This is a genomic window from Allobosea sp. 05T439, assembly GCF_056396005.1.
In genome coordinates this window covers 80,537-99,904 of sequence record NZ_JBFTKP010000015.1, presented here as the reverse complement: position 1 = coordinate 99,904, position 19,368 = coordinate 80,537, and the positions used below count along the sequence as shown (strand labels likewise).

Below are 19,368 nucleotides of genomic sequence, written 5' to 3'. Positions count from 1 at the left end.
TTGCCTCGGCTTTTTCTTTGGCGCCGGCCGGGAAGGCATCGGCCCGAAAAGGGGATTGCGGTTTTCGGCAAGGCCGATGCAGCCGCACAAGGTGAAAGCATCGGGCCGCATACAAGATCCGGTCCGATAGTCCACCGATTCGCGTCAGGCAGACGGGCCTGCGCTCAGCCTTGCGGATTATTGCCGGAGCATGTCTTCACGGGTTGGCCGAAGATATCGAGCTTCATCAGCTCCCCGCATTTGTCGCAGCCGGAAAGCAGCACGGCGAGGCTCATGATTCCGATGATTCGGGAAAAGCGCGTCATAGAGTGAGCCCCATTGTCCTTGGGCGAGACTACAGGAGCCTCGCGCGCGACACCATCGCTGTACCGGGAGAAGTCGTGGATGCGTTAATCGGGCCAAGGCAGGCCCGCCTGAGGATCAAACCGCGCTGAAACGGTCCGGGCAACAAAAAAGCCCCGAAGGGCTTGATCTGTAACGGCTTGAAATATCTCGGGAAATTTTGGTCGGAGTGGCAGGATTTGAACCTGCGACCCCCACGTCCCGAACGTGGTGCGCTACCAGACTGCGCTACACTCCGATCAACTGGTGGCCGGCTTATAGCCAGCGTCGCGCCGCAGCGCAACAGGGCTAAGCACCTCTTGTGTGGATTTCTCCAGAGCCTCGCCGAAGGATCTGTCGCATCGGATGCAGCCACCTGTGAGAAGCGCTTGTCGACGGTTGCGCAGAGGCGCGACGCACACTAGAACGCAGCAGCGCGTTGGGGCGTCGCCAAGTGGTAAGGCAGCGGTTTTTGGTACCGCCATTCCCAGGTTCGAATCCTGGCGCCCCAGCCATTATCATAAAGTATTGATTTTAAACGATTTTCCAAGATTTCTGTAACCGTTGTCCATAGCAGCCGGACGTGACGCCCTTGGCTGCTAGCCTGAAGTGGCGAACGGGTTGGTAGGGTCGAGACCCACAGGGGCGAACGACATTCTCCCGCATCAGCAGGCTTCGATTATCTCAGCTACACCCGATCGTCGGGCGCCGGATCTTTTTGCCAGGCCCCGGGCGTAAGCGTACTGTGCGTGAAGTAGGCGGCCTTCATTCGACGTGATGGAAGGTTGCTTGATCTCCCAATCGGGGAGGACGTTATGGGACGCAAGTTCATCGACTGCCGTGAATTCCCGAGCGAGATGAATTGCTCAGTCACGATCATCGCCGACAATGAGAGCGAACTGGTGGAGGCCTCGGTGCAGCACGCCGTTGCCGTGCATGGGCATCAAGATACGCCTGAGCTGCGGAACCAAATCAAAGCCGCCATCAAAGATGGCATGCCGTCTGAGAAGGCACCCAGTCGCGCCGCCTGATCGAACACGTGGTGCCGCCATCCTCTGATCCAACAACTGGCCTGCTGCCGGTTTTGTGCACGGTCTGACAAGCACGTCTGTAACGAGCGGTGCCGTGTCATCTCATCGACCAGACGAGAGGGGCTGGGCAGTGTCGGGGGCGATAGTCGGCGCACATGTTGGGCACGAGACACTGGCATCGGTGCAGCTACGAGTTATGAGCCCGTTCCAAGACGCGCCTTCAGTTCGACAGTCGTGCGGTCGATCAGGAATTGCTGGTAGCGATAGAACATTTCCTCGCCCATCGGCGTTGCGAACGAGTTGGCGTAGCGCTGACACCGCTCGCGCAGCCCGGCCAGGCGCTCCAGCATGTCCCTGATCGCTTCACGTTCATCCGCATCCGGCAAGGCGGGCTTCGCGATGGGATGCAGTGCTGGCGCATGGCTGACGGCCTCCCCCGCCACGAGCCTTGCTTCCGCCTCAAGCTTCTCGCGCGCGGAATCAAGTCGCCAAAGACGAAAGCGGCTGATGCCCTTCAGCAGGTTGAAAAGGGCCGTAACGGCCATGACGAGGTAGATCCAATAGGCGGGCGACATGAGGTTCACGAGCCACGGAAAATAGCGGTCTACGAACTCCGGCTCGCCAGTCAGAAAGAACTGCCTCGCTTCGGACGATAGCGGCACCGCGGTCGCCGAACTCGTCGAGGTCGGCGGGTTGCTGCGCACGAAAGTCGGAAGCGCAGCCGCCAGGAGCACCAGCAATTCAATGCGGTCAGCTCTCTTCGCGCACGCGTTGGCCAGGACCAGCGTATTGACCTGCGGCACCATTTTGTCGGTCGCAGGGGCCAGGCGCATCAAGTCGTATCGGCCAGCCGGCACGCGCCCAAGAGTCAGCCATGGAAAGCGGTCGGTCAAACCTCTTAAATCTCGGAGTTCGATGATTTCCAGATCATAGCGGCCGATGATCGTCCGCAGGAACTCGGCATCATTTCGCATGACATAGGCGGCAATATCGAGATTGCCCTGCGCCACAAGCTGAGCCTGCTCCTCGAGCTCGCGATAGGACGTTCGAATGTCGAGCTTCTTCAGGTCGGGATCGCCGAGCAGCTGGAGCACGAGATAGGCCGTTCCCGAATTCTCGGGGCCTATTCCGATGGAGGCGCCCCGTAGGTCGGAGAAGCTACCGAAGGACCGATCGCGCCGGGTCAGAAAAAGCAGCGACTCCGGCTCGGGCAGGCGCCCCAATAGTTCCAGTTCGGATTCGGCAGGCACTGGAGTGCCGTCCTGAACGAAGGCAAATTTCTCGGCGCAGGACTTTTGGTCTGCCATCAGGCGTTTGGCGTTCTCGATCGAACCCGCCGTCGGGATAACCTCGAGATGCCCTCGGTCGCGCCTGGCCAGCTGCGCCAGATCTGAAGCGAGCGAATGATAGGCGCCGCCTGGCGCTCCGGTCAGTATCGACGCTCGAAATGAGCCGTAGTCGCGCACCGTGCTGTAGGACAGAGCCAAGCCTGCAATGGCTGCTGATGCAACAACCAGCAATAGAATGCGCAGAACGCCCCTGCGCCGACCCGCGAAACTAGGTTTGTCTGGTCTCGGAGCGTGAACCGGCACGGTAGATGCCTGCAATGGGGGCAGTATGATCGCGAGGTCCCGGAGATTTGCACGACACTCGCGCGCTCGCCAGTTCTATCATCACTGCCAGCCACCCTGCGCCCGTTGCAAACGTAAATGCCTTTTCCTCCGTTACGCTTTAGCGGCCGGAGCCGGCGCTTCCATCTGCCTCACATACGCCGCGCCCTCGCCACGCCTGTCCAAGGGGCATCCCCTCACCAGAGTTTGATGTCGAACGAGTAGCTCACGCCGAGGCCGACGGTCGTCTGGTCCGGCGATCCATAGCGGGTCACCAGCGGGCTGGATGCCGCATCATCCCTGAGGCGGGCGTATTCGACATAGGCACGGACCTCCCATCGCGGCGTCAGTTGATAGCGCGCCTGCAGGCCGGCGCCGATCGAATGCAGCCCGCCCTTGGCATTGAAGAGGGGAAGCCCGGAAGCCAGCGATTGGGCGGCGTCGACGCCGAAATACGGTGCGGTCGCCTTGTTGTCGGCCAGCGAGAGGCGCGGCCCGCCGGACAGCGTCCAGCGTTCGCCGACGGGAACGACGACATCGGCGGAAAGATCGGCGACGAAGCCCCTGTGCCCGCCGAAACCACGGCGCGTTTCGATTCGCGTCCGGAACCAATCCCGGGGCCAGAACTCGGCGAAGAGGCCAGCTTCGATCGTCGCGTCGACATCGCCGAGCCCGCGCAAATGTCTGGGGTAGTCGCCAGCGTCGCGACCGCCCTTGTACTTGCCGACAAGACCGCCATGGAAGCCGCCGATGTCGATCAGCGAAATACCGGCACCGTCCAGAGGGGCGCGAAAGCGCGCAGCCTTGCCGGCCCGGCGGATGGAGACGATCGGAAGGGGTTCGAAGCGGAAGCGGCTAGCGCCTTCGAATTCGGGGAGAAACCTGCCCTGAGCACCCAGGGTGATGGTCCAATCGCCGGGGATCGTTGGCATGCGATCGAAAAGACTCTGCGCATGGGCATCACCAGGAACTGTCGTGCAGATGAGCGCCAGGGCAGATGCGGCCAGGGCCACGCGGCCGGACAAAATGCGCCGAAGCGCCTCCAACGACGTCATTCATCAACCCCAATGGCGCAAAACGCGTGCGCGAGACGCTCATCTCTAGGGCCGCGGGCGCGCGGGGCGATGTCGCCGGGATTTCGGTTTGCAACAGACTGTTGCAGAATGATGCTTGCCCAAAGGGCATGTGGAAGGCCAAGGGTACTCCTCTGCCGGAGCTTCATCGCGTGGCCCGCTCGAACAGCCCTCATCTCCTCATCGTCGATGACGACGCCACGATACTTAGGATCCTCGCGCGATTCCTGAGTGAGCATGGGGTGCGTGTGACGCAGGCCCAGGCCGGGGCGCAGATGCTCGAAGCCCTGGAAGCAGGGCGCTTCGACCTCATCGTCCTCGATATCATGATGCCGGGAGAGGATGGGCTCAGCCTTTGCCGGCGCGTCCGTGCCACGAGCAACATCCCGATCATCCTGCTGACGGCGATGACATCCGATACGGATCGGGTCGTCGGGCTCGAACTCGGTGCCGACGATTACGTGACGAAGCCTTTCAACCCGCGGGAGCTTCTGGCGCGGGTGCGGGCTGTTCTGCGCCGGACCGGCGTCTCTCCCGCCGCTGCGCGCGATCACGTGCGGTCGAACTTTCGGTTTGCGGGATGGACTCTGGATGCGAAACGCCGCGTCTTCCTGTCTCCCGACAATGTGCTGACCGACCTGACCAGCGGCGAGTTCGATCTGCTTCTGGCATTCGTCGAGCATCCGCAGCGTGTTCTCAGCCGTGATCAGCTGCTCGATCTGGCCCATGGCAGGGCAAGCCAGATCTTCGATCGCAGCATCGACGTCCAGATCAGCCGGCTGCGCCGCAAGATCGAGATCAATCCGCAGGAACCACTGCTCATCAAGACCGTGCGGAGCGAGGGATATGTCATGACTGCGGACGTGGTTGCCGATGCGCCCGAAGCGACGCCATGAGGGTAAGGCTGTGGTCGCGGGTGGGCTTTGCCCCCCGCATCGCCATTGTTGTGGTCCTCACCTTCATCGGGACGCAACTGCTGGGCGAAGCGCTTCGCGCGCTGGTGCCACCCTCGGATTTCGCGTTGTTCGACACGCAGTGGCTTGTCGATACGACAGTCGATGCTCAACGGACCGTGACGGCGGCTGATGCCAGCCAGCGTGATTTGGCGCTGTCTTCGCTGAGATCGAAGGAGTGGCTCGATTTCGTCATCCGTGAAGGTCAACCCGCAGCGCCGGGCGGTCCTTCGCCTGCATCGAGCGCGACGCTCCAGGCCCAGATCAGCAAGAAACTGGGCGTCGATGCGGATGCTGTCGTTGTCAACATCACGCCCTACGGCAACCTGCTCAGTCAGGTCAGGACCGGTGTCGTTCTCTTGTCCGGCCTGCCGGCGCTCATGACCAATGTCGCCGCGGATTCTGTCGAGCACTATCCGCTCGTGGCATCGGAAATCGAGATCGGCGTCCGCCTCTCGGATCGGTCCTGGCTGATCGTGACGCAGCGCGCCGGCGATCTGGCGAGCGCGCGCTACGTGCGGAACGCGGCGGACCTGATCGGCGGGGCGCTGTTTGTCGGCATGCTATCCATCTGGATGGCGCGCAGCCTGGTCAAGCCGCTGACGCAGCTTGCCGGAGCGGCCGAACGGCTCGGCCGAGAGCGGGCGCTGACTCCGATCGGTGACATGGACCTGCCGGAATATGCCGCGATCGCCCACGCCTTCAACGACATGCAGGCGCGCCTCACGCATTTCGTGGATGAGAGAACCACTATGCTCGCGGCCATCTCGCATGACCTGCGCACGCCGCTCACGCGGCTGCGGCTCATGGCGGAGTATGTGCGCGACAAGGATCAGCGGCAGGAGGTCCTGTCCAATATTTCCGAGATGGAAACCATGATCCAGTCGTCGCTCGCTTTCGGGAGTGACGATGCCCGGCGCGAGCCGCACAGCGTGGTCGATATCGCCTCGCTGCTGATCAGCCTTTGCGACAATTTCACGGATATGGGGGGGCATGTCACCTATGTCGGCCCCGATCATGCGCAGCTGTCATGTCAGCCCGTGGCGATGCGCCGTGCTCTGTCAAACCTCATCGACAATGGCCTGCGCTATGGAGAGCGGGTCAGCGTTAAACTGCGCGACGAAGCTCAGGCGCTTGTCATTGTTCTCAGGGATGGCGGGCCAGGGATTGCGCCGGACCAGATCGAGCGTGCCTTCGCTCCGTTTCAACGCCTCGATGGCTCGCGCAGCCGTGCGACCGGTGGCACCGGCCTCGGGCTCACGATTGCCCGGGACGTCATCCGGGCGCATGGCGGGGACGTCACCCTCGCTTCGGCCCAGCCGGAGGGCCTGCTGGTGACCGTGAACCTGCCGAAGCCGACGATGTTGCCGTCTGTGATCTGACAGGTGCTCCGCGGCACTTGCCGTCGCAGCTTGCCCGGGCGGCCGAATGAAATTGGCGTTCGGCGGCTTGGAGATTGGTGCACGCGATCCGGCTATTGTTTCTGGCCCGTGTTCACCAGCGGCGTGGTCAGTACTTCGCCGGTCGTGCTCGCCGCGTCGCTGATCGAGTCTCCGAGTTGCTCGATGCGGCCATTGAAATTGCGGCGAGTATGGGGGTCGACAATGGCGATCGGTGCTGCAATCGCAAGACCGGCCGCAGTTCCAACCGTTGCCGCGGCACCGGCGGTGACAGCCATCAGGCGGTCGCCGAGGCCGACGCGTGAATCGGTGATGGACTGGCCCGCGACGAGGCGGGTCCCGATCAGCCGCACGACCTCGGGGCTCTCCGCGAATTTGCCATGGTTGAGCCGGTCGTCCGATCTGAGCTTGGTCAGGTCGAGCACGGTGATGCCTTCGGCAGCCAGTTCGTCGCGATAGGGCTCGGCTTCCGGGTTGATCGCGCCCAGCCGTGCCGTGCTGCCCCAGACCCGGCGGGAAACCGCCAGTGCCCGGTCGTCTTGCGAGACGAAGAGGGTGAATTTCGCGCGGCTCTTGCCGATCTCGGCGATCTGGGTCCGGAAGACATCGACATCGACGTCAGGCGAGGCGAGCATGATATTGGCGATCTTCGGTGCGATCTGGCCGTTGCGGATCGCCATCTGGCGCAGCGATTCGAGCGTGAGCCAGTTGCCCATGGAATGGGCCAGGATCGAGACCTCGCCGACGGCCGGATCGCGCGCCAGCGCCTGCAGCGTGGCCTCGAGCGCATGGCGGGAATAATTCGTGCTCTCGCGGTCGTAGCCATAGGCGAAGAGCGAACCGCGCGAGGGCCAGGTGAAGAGCAGCGGCACGACATTGGCATCGGAATCGTGGACGATCTGAGCGAAGCGATAGACCGCATCCTCAAACCGGTTGTTGAAGCCATGGACGAAGAGGAGAACGCGCCGCTTCGGGGCTTTCAACGCTGCTGAGTGCAAGCGGGCGAAGGCGGCCTGCTGGTCGAGACGGTCAACCTTCAGCGTCACGAATTCGCGTTCCGGGTCGCCGGGAAGGCGGCTTGGCCATTGGACCTCGCCAACCTTCCGGGCGCGCGCGGGCGGGATCGAGACGGTGATCTCGGCGAAGGATGATTTCGCCCCGCGCTCGCCGGAAAACAGGATGCCGCTATCCGGGTCGGGCGAGCGCGTCGTTGCCACGAGCATGGTGACCTTGCTGGCGTCGGGTGCGCCATGCGCAACCGGCGCCAGCACGCCCTGCACGTCGCCGGCGCAGCCGGCGAGCAACAATGCCAGTGCCCCAGCAGCGATCCTCATCCCATGCCGTCTCATGCAGAAGCCATCCAGGTCGCGGGGCCAGGCAGCAGAGCGGTCATGGCCGCTCTGCGCATCATTCAGCAATGGCTGGGGTCAGTACGGCGCGCGGGACAGGACATCGCCCCCGAAACGATCGCCGAAATTGGGCGAGCGGCGGTTCTCGCGCACATAAGCCGGCCCGCTGCCTTCGCTCGGTGCAGGGCCGGGATCGAGATAGCTGCGCTCCTGCGGCGTACGGATCGGGATTCCTGGCCCCTCGTTCGCCGCGATGGGCTCGCGTTGCGTACAGCCGGCGAGAGCGGCGAGCAGGATGAGGGCCGCGGAGGCCCGAAGAAGGGGGGGCCTCGCGGCGCTGATTGTGATGATGGAGCCGCCGCTAGGCATCTGGATAACCCTTCGTGTGGATGAACAACCCGCCGCCGCGTGAGCGGGCGATGCCGGTCGTATAGTGTCGCTGCATCAAAGCCGGCGGCAGCAGCCGGCGTCAACGCGCCGCCGCGAGATCATGTGGACGGCGAACGCCCGACCGATCAGCCGAGCCGGGCGATCCGATCGGGCCAACTCGTTGCTCGTGATCCCGAGACGCTCCGGCTCGGGGAGCTGGCGGCCGTTGCGCGCCGAGCTCCGCGGGCCGGATCGTTCGCATCAGAAGGGGTTGATGTAGTTGGTGATCGCGATCTGCCGCAGCAGCACCTTGCGAATGACATGTGCGGCCGTGACGCGATCGGTGAAGATGGCGGCATCGCCGGCAGCACCCGCCGGGAGCTTGTCGGCAAAGGCCTGGTCGTCGAGTTTCACGCGCACGGCAAAGGGGGCTGCCTGGATGGATTTCGGCGTCACCGCCGCCCCGGATGTCTGCACCTGACCGGTCGAGATCGCCTGCAGCACGCTCTCGACCTTGCCGGTAAAGACCTGCCCCGGGGCGAACTTGAACGTCAGTTCGACCGGCTGGCCGGCCGCAATGTAGCGGGCATCGATCTGCTGGATCTCGACGCCGATGACCGTCTCCGCGGTGTCGACGAAGGCCATGACCGGCGCAAGCGGCAGGTTGGCGACGCGTGCGCCCTTCCGCAGCGCGACATTGGTGACGTAACCGGCGGCCGGAGCTCGAACCACCGTCTTCTCGAGGTTCCACCTGGCGCCCTCGAGTTGCGCCTTGAGCTGGTCGACCTCGGCCTGGCGTTGCTCGACATCGAAGCTGCGGCCGGACCCCGTGCTCTGCAGCTGGGTCATCTGAGCCAGGCGCTGCTGCTGCAATTGGAACTGCGCTCCAAGCGCCTTGACCTGGGCCTCGTAGGGCACGGGGTCGATCTTGAACAGCACAGCGCCCGCCTTCAACGGCGTGTTCGGCTCGACAGGGACGTCGATCACCTCGCCGGCGACATCAGGGACGATGGCGACGGATTGCCGGATGGCCAGCGCCGCGCCTTGCGGCGCGCCCCAGTTCATCGGGATGAACAGGCCGATCAGCAAGAGGAGCAGGACAAGGACCGGCGAGACCTTCCAGAACAGGTTGAACGGCACGATCCGGAGTTTTACCAGCACGAACAGCAGGGCGAGATAGACATTGAGCAGGACGACGATCATCGGGCGAGCTCCTGCGGGCGCGCGGGCGCGTCAGCACGCGCGGGCACGTCGACATAGGCCCAGATCAGGACGGCAGGCCACAGCACGAATCCCAGGAACAGCGTCACCCAGCCGCCGACGGCCACCGCCTGGGCCCAGGGATGATTGCGTCGCTTGGCGATCATGCCCGGAAGCATGGCCATGAAGACGATGACGAAAACCGTGCTGCAAACGAGCACGACGAGGACAATCCAGGCGAATATATCAAGCGGGCTCATGGGCCTCCGTCTACTCTCGACCTGCACCGGCGGCCGGTAGGCCATGACATCGAACGTGCAGGATACTGACAACCCGCGGAAAGTCGCGCTCGAATGTTGGTTTGCCGGTCCTGGAGCAGAGCCGGCTAAAGGTTTGCCTGCCGGGTGAGTTCGGGGCGGGGGCGGGCGGGCGTCACGAGGGACCAGACTAGAGCACGGCAGCCAGTCGCGGATTGCGTAGCGCACCAGGGTAGCATTGCTGTCACGTCTTGGACGAAGGGGGCTGCGGGGGGCGGATTGGGTTTTGAATTCCGAGGGGCAGCGTCAGAAGACCTGGCATTCATGACCAGATGGCAGCTGGCGCGGGGAGCGCGACGGCCAGCGTGGAAGCTGGAGCGGAGGCGCGCGCAAATACCTCACCGGCCAGGAAACCGCTCAACGGATGTGCATTTCGCGTTAGCGCAGGGCCCGGAGCGCGTTCAGGATGACCACGATGTCGATCGCTTCCTGGAACAGGGCTCCCTGCACCGGGGGAAGATAGCCGAGGGCAGCGACAAGCATTCCGACGAGGGACAGCCCGAGGCCGACGAAGACGCTCTGCAGAGCGATGCCGCGCGTGCGCCGGGCGACCGCGAGTGCCTTCGCCAGCGGTTGCAGTTCGTCGACCAGCAAGACGACGCCCGCTGCTTGCGACGACGCGGCGGCGCCGCGCGCGCCCATCGCGACCCCAACATCCGCGGCGGCAAGTGCGGGCGCGTCGTTGACGCCGTCCCCCACCATCATCACCGCCCGGCTCTCGGCTTCGCGGCGCACGACGGCGACCTTGCCCTCCGGCGTCAGGTCTCCCAAAACCTGATCGACGCCGAGATCCGCGCCCACTGTCCGGGCAATCTGGTCAAGATCTCCGGAAGCCAGCACGATCCGCTCGATTCCGGCGGTGCGGAGCGATTGAAGCGTCGAACGCGCATCGTCGCGCAGTTGATCGCGAAGCAGAATGACGCCGGCGAGCAGCCCGTCCGCGGCCACCGCCACGGTCAGAGCGTCCGGGGGGGCGTCCGCAACCAGCGCGTCCGGATCACCGCCGCGGCTGCGGCTGCGCACATAGGAACCGCCGCCCAGTGCGATGCGCCTGGTGCCGACCTGTCCCTCGATGCCCTTTCCCGGCGTTTCGGAGATATCCGAGGGGGGCAGAAGGGGCAGTCCGGCTTCGGACGCGGCCCGAATCAGTGAAATGGCCACGACATGGGCGGAGGCCTGATCGAGGCTCGCGGCGAGGGTCAGTACCTCCGTCGCGGCAAAGCCGTTGCAGGTGCGGATCTCGGTAATCGTCGGGCGCCCCTGGGTGAGCGTACCGGTTTTGTCGAGAATGGCTGTTCGCACTCGCGCCAGGGCTTCGAGCACGCTGCCATCCTTGACCAGTGCGCCGCCCCGCGCGGTCTTCGAGATGCCTGAAATGATCGCGACCGGCACGGCGAGGATCAAGGGACAGGGCGTCGCCACGACGAGGACTGCCAGGGCGCGGATCGGGTCGCTGCTCAGCAGCCAGGCGGCCCCCGCGATCGCGAGGGTCAGCACGAGAAAACCGATGGCGTAACGGTCCGCCAGGCGAGCCATCGGCGCCTTGCTCGCCTGCGCCTGTTCCACCAGCTTGACGATCCCGGCATAGGTGCTCTCGGACGCCGGCCGGCTCGCGATCAGATCGAACGGGGCTCCGAGCAGCGTTGCTCCGCTGAGCACCTCGGCGCCGCGGCTCAGGCTCTTCGGCACGGATTCTCCGGTCAAAGCCGAAAGGTCGAGCACGGCGGTGCCGCTTGCGACATGGCCGTCGACCGGCAGCACCTCCCCGGTGCGCATCAGCAGGCGGTCGCCCTGGCGGATCGCGGCAATCGGCACTTCCTCGAGTGTCTCGCTGCGATAACGCATGGCATTGAAGGCGACCCGGCCGAGGAGGGCCGACATCTCCCGGCGCGCACGCCCCTGGGCAAAATTCTCGAGCAACTGGCCGCCGGCATACATCAGCGCGACGACATTGCCGGCCAGGCTTTCGCCGAAGGCCAGCGCCGCCGACATCGACAGGGCAGCGACGATATCGAGACCGACATCGCCGCGCCGCAGCGACCTGACGATCTGTATGATGAGCGCCAGCAGCACCGGGATGGTCGCAACAGTCCAGGCGCGACTGGCTGAGTTCGCCATGCCGCTCCACCAGAACCAGCCGCCGGCAATGAGCCCGGCCAAAGCAATGCCGACCAGAATCAGGTCAAGATGCTGGCGATAGAGCCGGGAGGTCCGCGCCGCCCAGCTTTCACTGTCGGGCTGTGTCAGGGCCTCCGCCTGAGACTGGGGCACCCCGAAACCTCCTATGCGAGCCGGATGGGAGCAGGGATGTCATGCGGACGGTGGACGCCTGCGAAGCCGGCAAAGCCTCAATGTGACATCAAGCAGCAGACCGGTGAAGCTTGCAGCAGATCGCGCGTCATGCCGCCAAACATCCATTCCCGCATGCGGTTGTGGCCATAGGCGCCGGAAACGATGAGATCGGCGCCGTGCTCGGTCGCAAAGTCGATCAACTCGTTGACTGCATGCTTGGCACTGTCGGTCTGCAGGACTGCCTTTGCCGCCACACCGTGCAAGGTGAGATAGTCGCGCACGTCTTCGGCGCCCTGATCTTCGGCATCCGGGCCGATCGACAGGACAGTCACGGATTCCGCCTGCATCAGAAGCGGCAGGGCATCCCGCACGGCACGCCGCGCTTCCCGCGTATCCTTCCAGGCGACCAGGATATGCTTGCCGGAGAGATAGCTGACGTCGGGCGGTACGACGAGGAGCGGCCGGCCAAGCGACATGACCAGATCGCCCGGAGAGAGGCTCATCCCTCCCTGGACGGGATCGTGATGGGCTTGGCGCGCCAGCACCACGAGATCTGCTGCGCGGGCCTGGTCGAGAACGAAGTTTCGCGGTGTCTCGATGGCGCTGCGCCAGACGAGGTGCTTCATGTCGCCGGCGGCCTTGCGGAATATCGCTTCGGCGCGGGCAAGCTCTGCTGAGACTGCGCGCTTGCTCTCCTCAATCAGGAGCGCGTCGACGCTCGCCAGGCCGTCGCCGACATAGGGGAGAACGAAGTCCTCTGCGGCGATGCCGATCAGCCGGCTGCCGAAACGATCCGCCAGGGACGCGGCCAGCTTGACCCGATCGGCGGCCCCGCCGCCGAGGTTCAGCGGCACCATTATGCTCGCGTAGCCCGCCTGCGCTTTCACCGTTGCTGTCATCGCATGTCCCCCACATCTCGACGCATCCGTGGCATCTATGATCGAGCCCAGTGTGCAGGGACGCATTGATATGGAGCAAGGCGCCCCCCTGCACACCGGCACCGCGCAGATGCCGTAGATGCCTTCAGGCGATGACTGGTTTGACCGGGGCCCTCGGTTTCACGGCAATGATCTGGAAGGGCTGCAAGTCGCCGTCACCGTCGCGGATAGAGACATAGTCGCCGACGACGAAGCGGTGCCGGTCGAGCCGGTAGCCGGCCTCGTCGTCATCGCTGCCGGAATCGTCATAGTCGATGAACCAGGTCGCGCCGCCGGCGCCTCCGGCCCGGCGCAGGAGCCAGCCGTGACGATCCGGCTCCCCCGCCGAGAAGCGCCTGACGCGGCAGAGATCGCGCTGCTCCTGCCAGGCGGCCGCATCGATATGTCCGTCAGGGTCGAGCGGCGCGGTGATCTCGTAGCCATGTCGTGGGCTTCCCTCGGGATAGCCGCTCGTCCGGGCGAGATGAAGGGTGATGACATAAAGCATGATGGTCGTCCGTCCTTTCTGCCGCTTGGATATGCAGGCCACGATCAATCGCGCATATTTCGGGCGCGTCCGGTTTGATCTGGCGCAAGGACGTTTTGGCCGGACTGGCGGAGGTTCTTTCGCGTACTGGAGGATGACATGATCGAAGGCATCAAGAGCATATTGGTGGCGGTGACGGAGGAGGGGCAGACCGAGGAGAACCTTGCTGTCGGCTACGGGCTTTCGTTGGCGCGGCAGACGAATGCGCATCTTACGGTTCAGGCGGCGGCAAGCCGGTTTTCCGTGCCCTATTCGATGATCGATGATTTCAGCGGCGCGATCGTTGCGTCGGAGAATCGGCGCATCGCCGGTCTCGCGCAGAAGCTTGCCTCCGACGCCCGGTTCGCGGCCAATCTTGCCGGCGTGGTCAGCACGGTGGAGAGCCCTCAACTGATCTACAGCAGCCTGCTGCAGCGCTTTCTCGACCATGCCCGCGTCAACGACCTCTCAATCCTGGATGCGGAGCCGACGACGCTCGCCATCGACCGCGGCCTGATCGAGACGGCGCTGTTCGAGAGCGGCCGGCCGGTCCTGGTGGTTCCGCCCGGCCATCCCGGCTTCTCCGGAGAGACCATCGTCATCGCCTGGGACGGCGGGGCGAGCGCGGCGCGTGCGGTTGCCGATGCCTTGCCGTTCCTGCGAGCCGCCAAGGCTGTCGAGATCGTCTCGGTCACCGGCGAGAAGGACCTGTCCAACGCGGTGCCCGGCGTCGAGCTGGCACCTCATCTCGCGCGTCATGGCGTCGACGTCACGGTCAAGACGGTGGCGCTCGGCAAGGGGCGCGACGTCGCGACCGCACTCCAGGACGAGGCGGCAGAGTTCGGTGCCGGCTTCATCGTGTCGGGTGGTTATCGCCATTCCCGCCTGCGCGAATGGCTGCTCGGCGGGGTGACGCAGTCCCTGCTCAAGAACAGCAAGGTGCCGCTCTTCATGTGCCATTGATCGTTGCGGGGAAAATGGCTCAACTCTGCAAACGCGCGGTTGAGCCACTCCCGGCTTGAGATCGGGCGCGTTCAGCCCGGTTTCCGCTCATGAGCATTCGGAATTTCGACGCGCTCTTCAATCCTCGCGCGATCGCCCTGATCGGGGCCAGCAATCAGCCCGGTTCGGTCGGGGCGACGCTTGCCGCCAATCTCTATGGCGCGGGGTTCAAGGGGCCGATCATGGCGGTCAACCCGCATGAAACGGCGATCCGCGCGGCGTTGAGCTATCGCTCGGTAACAGAGCTCCCGGTCACGCCCGACCTTGCCGTCCTGGCGACGCCGGCAGCGGCGGTTCCCGAGCTGATATCCGAACTCGGACAACGTGGTTGCCGCGCCGCAATCGTGATAAGCAACGGCTTTGGCGACAGTGCGGCCACGGATGGGCTGCGGCAACGGATGCTCGATGCGGCCAAGACGCATCTGATGCGCATCGTCGGGCCGAACTGCCTCGGCCTGATTTCCTCCGCCCGCGCGATCAATGCGAGCTTTGCGCATCTGACGCCGCGGCCAGGCCATATCGCCATCGTCAGCCAGTCCGGCGGCATCATGTCGGCGCTGCTCGACTGGGCTGACCGGCGCAGTATCGGCCTTTCGCACGCGATTGCGCTCGGCGACACCAGCGATGTCGACGCGGGCGACATGCTCGATTACCTCGGCACGGATCCGGCGGCGCGCTCAGTGCTGCTCTATATCGAGAACATCTCCCACGCCCGCAAGTTCATGTCGGCAGCCCGGGCGCTGGCGCGCATGAAGCCTGTCATCGTGGTGAAGGCCGGGCGCAGTGCCGCCGGAGCGCGGGCGGCGCTGTCGCATACCGGCGCACTTGCGGGCGCGGACGCAGTCTATGACGCTGCCTTCCGGCGCGCCGGCCTGTTGCGGGTGGCCGAACTCGATGAGCTCTTCGCCGCGGCCGAGATCCTGGCAAAAGGAGTTCGCGTCACTGGCGACCGGCTGACCATTCTGACCAATGGCGGCGGCGCCGGCATCCTCGCCGTCGATGCCGTCGGAGAGCGGGGAAACCGCGTCGCGACCCTCAGCCCGGCGGTGATCGCCAAGCTCGACAGCGTGCTGCCTGAAGGCTGGTCGCGCGGGAACCCCGTCGATGTCCTGGGCGACGCCACGGGAGATCGTTACGCGGCTGCGCTGGAAGCCCTGCTGGAAGAGCGCGAGAGCGATGCCGTCCTGGTCATCAACTGTCCCTCCGCGGTCGCCGACGGCGCGGAGACGGCACGTGCCGTGTCCCGGGTTGTCGCGCGGCAGAAGCATGTTCCCGTCATGACGAGCTGGCTCGGCGGCACGCTCGCGCAGGCCGCCAGGGCGCATCTGCGTGAAGGCGGACTTCCGAATTTTGCGACACCGGAAGAGGCTGTCCGGGCCTTCAGTCATCTCGCCGCCTTCCGGCGAAACCAGGAGCTTCTGCTGGAAACCCCGACAGCTGGCGTCGCGATTGCGCCCAGGCAGGTCGAGGCGGCGCGCAAACTCATCCGGGCAGCCCTGCGCGAGAAACGCACGTCGCTGACGGAACCGGAATCGAAGCAACTGCTTGGGCTGTTCGGGATACCCACCGTCGAGACGAAACTGGCGGCGACCCCGGAGGAGGCCGGAGCATGTTTCGAGGGGATCGCGGTTCCGGTGGCGCTGAAGATTCTCTCGCATGACATTATCCACAAATCCGATGTCGGCGGCGTCGTCCTGGGCCTGAAGAGCAGGGTGGAGGTCGAGGCTGCGGCGCGCGAGATGCTGGAGCGCGTGGGCCGGATTCGACCCACGGCGCGGATTGATGGCTTTGCGATCCAGCCCATGATCTCCCGACCGAAGGCACACGAACTGATCCTCGGCATTGCTCAGGATGAAACCTTCGGTCCCGTGATCCTGTTCGGACGCGGCGGCACCGCGACGGAGGTGATCGGGGACCGCGCCATCGGGTTGCCGCCGCTGAATTCGGTCCTGGCGCGCGACATGATCTCGCGCACGCGGGTTGCGCGGTTACTGGCGGGGTTTCGCGACGTTCCCGCCGTGCCGCTCGAACCGGTCGTCGATATTCTCGTTCGCCTGTCGGAGCTGGTCGTGCAGCTGCCCGAGATCATCGAGCTCGACATCAACCCGCTTCTCGCCAACTACGAAGGCTGCATTGCGCTCGATGCCCGGATCGTCATCGCCGGCAAGAAAGGGCGCCGTCTTGGACTGGCGGTCAGCGCCTATCCGCACCAGCTCGAGCGCGAGATCGCACTCGGCGACGGCACGCAGCTCCATCTGCGCCCGATCCGGCCCGAGGACGAGAGCGCTCTCGCCGAGATGGTCGCGTTGTGTACGCCGGACGATCTGCGGATGCGCTTCCTGGGACCGGTGAAGATCTTTCCGCATGCAACGGCGGCCCGGCTGTCACAGATCGACTATGACAGGGAAATGGCCCTGGTCGCTGGGGAGCCCGGTGCGCCCTATGGGGTGGGGCCGATCTTCGGCGTCGTCAGGATCTCGGGCGACCCGGAGCGCAAGACGGCGGAATATGCGATCCTCGTCCGCTCCGACATGAAGGGGCGGGGCCTCGGCTATCGCCTCATGACCGAAATCATCACGCATGCGCGGGAGCAGGGCTACCAGCGGCTCTTCGGCGAAGTGCTGGCGCATAATGTTCCGATGCTACAGATGGCGAGCGATCTGGGCTTCCGCGTCACGCATGCCGATGGCGATACGGTTCATGTCGAGCTGAAGCTCGATGTGCCGGAGCCGAAATCGTGAACCTGCATTTTGCTTCGATCGCCAAGCCGGCTGGGGCATCGCGGCGCGGCTAACCGTTCGGCGCTCGCTTCTCACCCGTCTCGCCGCCCAGGCACGCTGTAGTGTCAGTCCCGATCTCGCGCCGTACCCGCGACTTCAACGCCTCTAGACTTGCTCCATCGCGCGGCAGAAGCCTGTTGGCGGCGCGATGTGTCTGTCGCGAGGATTGGCCCGTCGCTTTCCATCTGTGTATGCGTACAATCTTGACATTGTACGTCTCTGTTGCCATTTAGTGGGCGACGTTGGCCGCTCAGAGCTGGCTTCAAGGAGTTGTTCCCGTGTCCGACCAAGAATGGCCACCCCTCTCGCCTGCCCAGACCGGCCTGCGCGGACGGTGTCCGCGTTGCGGACAGGGGCACCTGTTCGAGGGCTTTCTGAAGCTGCGGCCGAAATGCGAGGTCTGCGGTCTCGACTATTCCTTTGCTGACCCTGCCGACGGGCCGGCCTTCTTCGTAATGATGTTTGTCTGCATTCCGGCCGTGGTGTTCCCGCTCTGGCTCGAAATGGCCTATGAGCCGCCGGCCTGGGTTCATCTCGTCACCACCTTGCCGTTGATCCTGCTGACCTGCATCCCGCCGCTGCAGCCGTTGAAGGGCTGGCTCGTCGCAGCACAGTTCTTCCACAAGGCTGAGGAAGGTCGGCTGGCTCGCCCCAAGGGTGAGAAGACGCCGGCCTGACCCCGAGGAACGGAGCGCGTTGAGGAGGCCGTGCCTGCGCGCTCCTGGTCTCGTCAGACGATCCCCTGATGCTGCGAGCGCTCATTGCCCATGATTGCGGCCAGCGCCTTCAGGGCATGGGCGAGGCGGCCGCGTTCCGGCACGCCGCCCAGAGAAATCCTGACCGCGTCCGGGGCCTCGCCTTCGACGCTGAATGCATCCGATGGCGTGACCCCGAGGCCTTCCTGACGGACTGCCTCGACCAGGCGGTAACGATCCCAATGCGCTGGCAGCGGCTGCCAGATATGCAGGCCGTTCGGATGATGCCGGGCCGAGGCCGGCAGGATGGAGCGGGCCAGCTCCTGGCGCGCCGCAGCCTCGCGGCGCACCCCGTCGAGCAGGTCGCCAGCGGCGCCGATCCGGATCCAATGGGTTGCAAGAGCCGTCATCAGCGGGGGCGGCATGAGTGCAATGCTTCGCAGGATCGCGACGAGCGCGTCACGGTTCTCGTCCGGTGGCAGGACGACGAAGGCGGTACGCAGCCCCGGGGTCAGGACCTTCGACAGGGTCGCGACATGATAGGTCCGCTCCGGAGCGAGGGCGACCAGCGGTGGCGGAGCATCGCCGGCGAGCAGGCTGTAAGGATCGTCTTCGATGATCCTCAGGTGTTTTGCCCGCGCGATCCGCACGATCTCATCGCGTCGTGCAGGCTGCATCGTCGCCGTGGTCGGATTCTGGATCGTCGGCGTCACGCAGAGCAGTTTTGCGCCGGATTCATCAATGGCCCGCTCCAGGGCGCCCGGCAGAAGACCCTCTTCGTCCGTCGCGACGGGGACAGGCCGTAGCCCCGCCAGCCTCACCGCTGCAAGCAGGCCGGGATAGGCGAGGGCCTCGACCAGGATGGCCTCGCGCGGTTTTGCGAGCAGGCTGGCCAGTGCCACGAGCGCCGGCTGCGCGCCGGGGGCGACGAGCAATCTGGCGGGTTCGATCCGTCCGAGAACGGGCTCAAGCCAGGCACAGCCGGCCGCCCGGTCCGCCAGCGAACCCGCTCCGACATGATAGGTCATCAGCAAATCGGCACTCGATCGCGACAGGACCTCTGTGAGACCGCGCTGCATCAATTCAGCAAGGCGTATGCCTTTCGGGGGCGGGGGAATGTTCATGCTCAGGTCGATGAGCGGACCCGATTGTTCCTTCCGCGTCGAGATGAAGGAGCCGCGCCCGGTTACCGCATCGAGCAGATTGCGATGTCTTGCCTCTGCATAGGCGCGAGTAACCGTCGTCAGATCGACGTCAACAAGTTTGGCGAGTTGCCGCTGCGGTGGGAGTCTGTCGCCAGGGCGCAGGGTGCCGTTCGCGACGGCCTCGGCAATCAGTTCGACGATCTGGAGGTAACGCGGGCCTGCAGATGGATCGAGCTGGCGGATCCACTGCATTGTCTCGTCGCTCCGCGCCATGCCGGCTCTCCGGGTTCCATGCATTGTATGATAATGTCTGCATACGATACACGAGACGATGGCGGCAAGCCAATGGGAATGCCGAGGCGCGGGGTTGATCCATTTGACTGAACGA

The 19,368-nt window shown here is 64.8% G+C and carries 16 protein-coding genes and 2 tRNA genes; 7 read left to right on the top strand and 11 right to left on the bottom strand.

The window, feature by feature from the left end; translation table 11 throughout:
- Window positions 1-503: 503 nt before the first annotated feature.
- Window positions 504-580: transfer RNA gene (locus AC1DIO_RS18830), tRNA-Pro, on the bottom strand.
- Between the two features lie 181 nt (window positions 581-761).
- On the opposite strand from AC1DIO_RS18830, the gene AC1DIO_RS18825 reads away from it, so the two are divergent.
- Window positions 762-836 (top strand) — tRNA-Gln (locus AC1DIO_RS18825).
- Between the two features lie 300 nt (window positions 837-1,136).
- On the top strand, window positions 1,137-1,352 hold the full coding sequence (locus tag AC1DIO_RS18820) for a DUF1059 domain-containing protein (protein WP_441488286.1): 216 nt from the start codon (window positions 1,137-1,139) through the stop codon (window positions 1,350-1,352).
- 194 nt (window positions 1,353-1,546) lie between these two features.
- Here AC1DIO_RS18820 and AC1DIO_RS18815 read toward each other — a convergent pair whose 3' ends face one another.
- Together AC1DIO_RS18815 and AC1DIO_RS18810 are read right to left on the bottom strand one after the other, a co-directional pair.
- A complete protein-coding gene (locus AC1DIO_RS18815) occupies window positions 1,547-2,818 on the bottom strand; it encodes a TAXI family TRAP transporter solute-binding subunit (RefSeq protein WP_476776115.1) in 1,272 nt (423 codons plus the stop codon).
- 341 nt (window positions 2,819-3,159) lie between these two features.
- On the bottom strand, window positions 3,160-3,894 hold the full coding sequence (locus AC1DIO_RS18810) for a MipA/OmpV family protein (protein WP_476769620.1): 735 nt from the start codon (window positions 3,892-3,894) through the stop codon (window positions 3,160-3,162).
- 251 nt (window positions 3,895-4,145) lie between these two features.
- Between AC1DIO_RS18810 and AC1DIO_RS18805 the strand changes: the two genes are divergently transcribed.
- Together AC1DIO_RS18805 and AC1DIO_RS18800 are read left to right on the top strand one after the other, a co-directional pair.
- A complete protein-coding gene (locus AC1DIO_RS18805) occupies window positions 4,146-4,931 on the top strand; it encodes a response regulator (RefSeq protein ID WP_476769621.1) in 786 nt (261 codons plus the stop codon).
- Window positions 4,928-6,370: an ATP-binding protein gene (locus tag AC1DIO_RS18800; protein WP_476853875.1), complete on the top strand. Its 1,443-nt coding sequence runs from the start codon at window positions 4,928-4,930 to the stop codon at window positions 6,368-6,370. The genes AC1DIO_RS18805 and AC1DIO_RS18800 overlap by 4 nt, the downstream gene beginning before the upstream one ends.
- Before the next feature lie 92 nt (window positions 6,371-6,462).
- Here the strand turns inward: AC1DIO_RS18800 and AC1DIO_RS18795 are convergent, their stop codons facing one another.
- From AC1DIO_RS18795 to AC1DIO_RS18765, 7 genes are all read right to left on the bottom strand, one after another.
- The gene (locus AC1DIO_RS18795) at window positions 6,463-7,722 is read right to left on the bottom strand and encodes an alpha/beta hydrolase (protein ID WP_476853874.1); all 1,260 of its coding nucleotides are present in this window, start codon (window positions 7,720-7,722) and stop codon (window positions 6,463-6,465) included.
- 93 nt (window positions 7,723-7,815) lie between these two features.
- Window positions 7,816-8,106: a hypothetical protein gene (locus tag AC1DIO_RS18790; RefSeq protein ID WP_441488292.1), complete on the bottom strand. Its 291-nt coding sequence runs from the start codon at window positions 8,104-8,106 to the stop codon at window positions 7,816-7,818.
- Window positions 8,107-8,367: 261 nt separating this feature from the next.
- Window positions 8,368-9,309: an HlyD family secretion protein gene (locus AC1DIO_RS18785; RefSeq protein ID WP_476853873.1), complete on the bottom strand. Its 942-nt coding sequence runs from the start codon at window positions 9,307-9,309 to the stop codon at window positions 8,368-8,370.
- Window positions 9,306-9,566, bottom strand: coding sequence for a DUF3302 domain-containing protein (locus AC1DIO_RS18780; protein WP_476768497.1), 261 nt, complete (start codon window positions 9,564-9,566; stop codon window positions 9,306-9,308). The genes AC1DIO_RS18785 and AC1DIO_RS18780 overlap by 4 nt, the downstream gene beginning before the upstream one ends.
- Window positions 9,567-10,001: 435 nt before the next feature.
- A complete protein-coding gene (locus AC1DIO_RS18775) occupies window positions 10,002-11,894 on the bottom strand; it encodes a heavy metal translocating P-type ATPase (protein WP_476853872.1) in 1,893 nt (630 codons plus the stop codon).
- Window positions 11,895-11,971: 77 nt separating this feature from the next.
- Window positions 11,972-12,814, bottom strand: a complete 843-nt coding sequence (locus AC1DIO_RS18770; RefSeq protein ID WP_476768499.1) for a universal stress protein — start codon at window positions 12,812-12,814, stop codon at window positions 11,972-11,974.
- Window positions 12,815-12,938: 124 nt separating this feature from the next.
- Window positions 12,939-13,340, bottom strand: coding sequence for a hypothetical protein (locus AC1DIO_RS18765; protein ID WP_476768500.1), 402 nt, complete (start codon window positions 13,338-13,340; stop codon window positions 12,939-12,941).
- Between the two features lie 138 nt (window positions 13,341-13,478).
- Between AC1DIO_RS18765 and AC1DIO_RS18760 the strand changes: the two genes are divergently transcribed.
- The 3 genes from AC1DIO_RS18760 to AC1DIO_RS18750 all read left to right on the top strand — a co-directional run bounded on the left by AC1DIO_RS18760 (window position 13,479) and on the right by AC1DIO_RS18750 (window position 17,817).
- Window positions 13,479-14,321, top strand: a complete 843-nt coding sequence (locus AC1DIO_RS18760) for a universal stress protein (RefSeq protein WP_069879493.1) — start codon at window positions 13,479-13,481, stop codon at window positions 14,319-14,321.
- A gap of 89 nt (window positions 14,322-14,410) precedes the next feature.
- Window positions 14,411-17,101: a bifunctional acetate--CoA ligase family protein/GNAT family N-acetyltransferase gene (locus tag AC1DIO_RS18755; RefSeq protein ID WP_476768501.1), complete on the top strand. Its 2,691-nt coding sequence runs from the start codon at window positions 14,411-14,413 to the stop codon at window positions 17,099-17,101.
- A gap of 317 nt (window positions 17,102-17,418) precedes the next feature.
- Window positions 17,419-17,817 carry a DUF983 domain-containing protein gene (locus AC1DIO_RS18750; RefSeq protein ID WP_043238048.1) on the top strand — a complete coding sequence of 133 codons (399 nt, stop codon included), beginning with the start codon at window positions 17,419-17,421 and terminating at the stop codon, window positions 17,815-17,817.
- A 53-nt stretch (window positions 17,818-17,870) separates the two neighbouring features.
- On the opposite strand, the gene AC1DIO_RS18745 is transcribed toward AC1DIO_RS18750, so the two are convergent.
- The gene (locus tag AC1DIO_RS18745; RefSeq protein WP_476833489.1) at window positions 17,871-19,253 is read right to left on the bottom strand and encodes an aminotransferase-like domain-containing protein; all 1,383 of its coding nucleotides are present in this window, start codon (window positions 19,251-19,253) and stop codon (window positions 17,871-17,873) included.
- Between the last annotated feature and the right edge of the window lie 115 nt (window positions 19,254-19,368).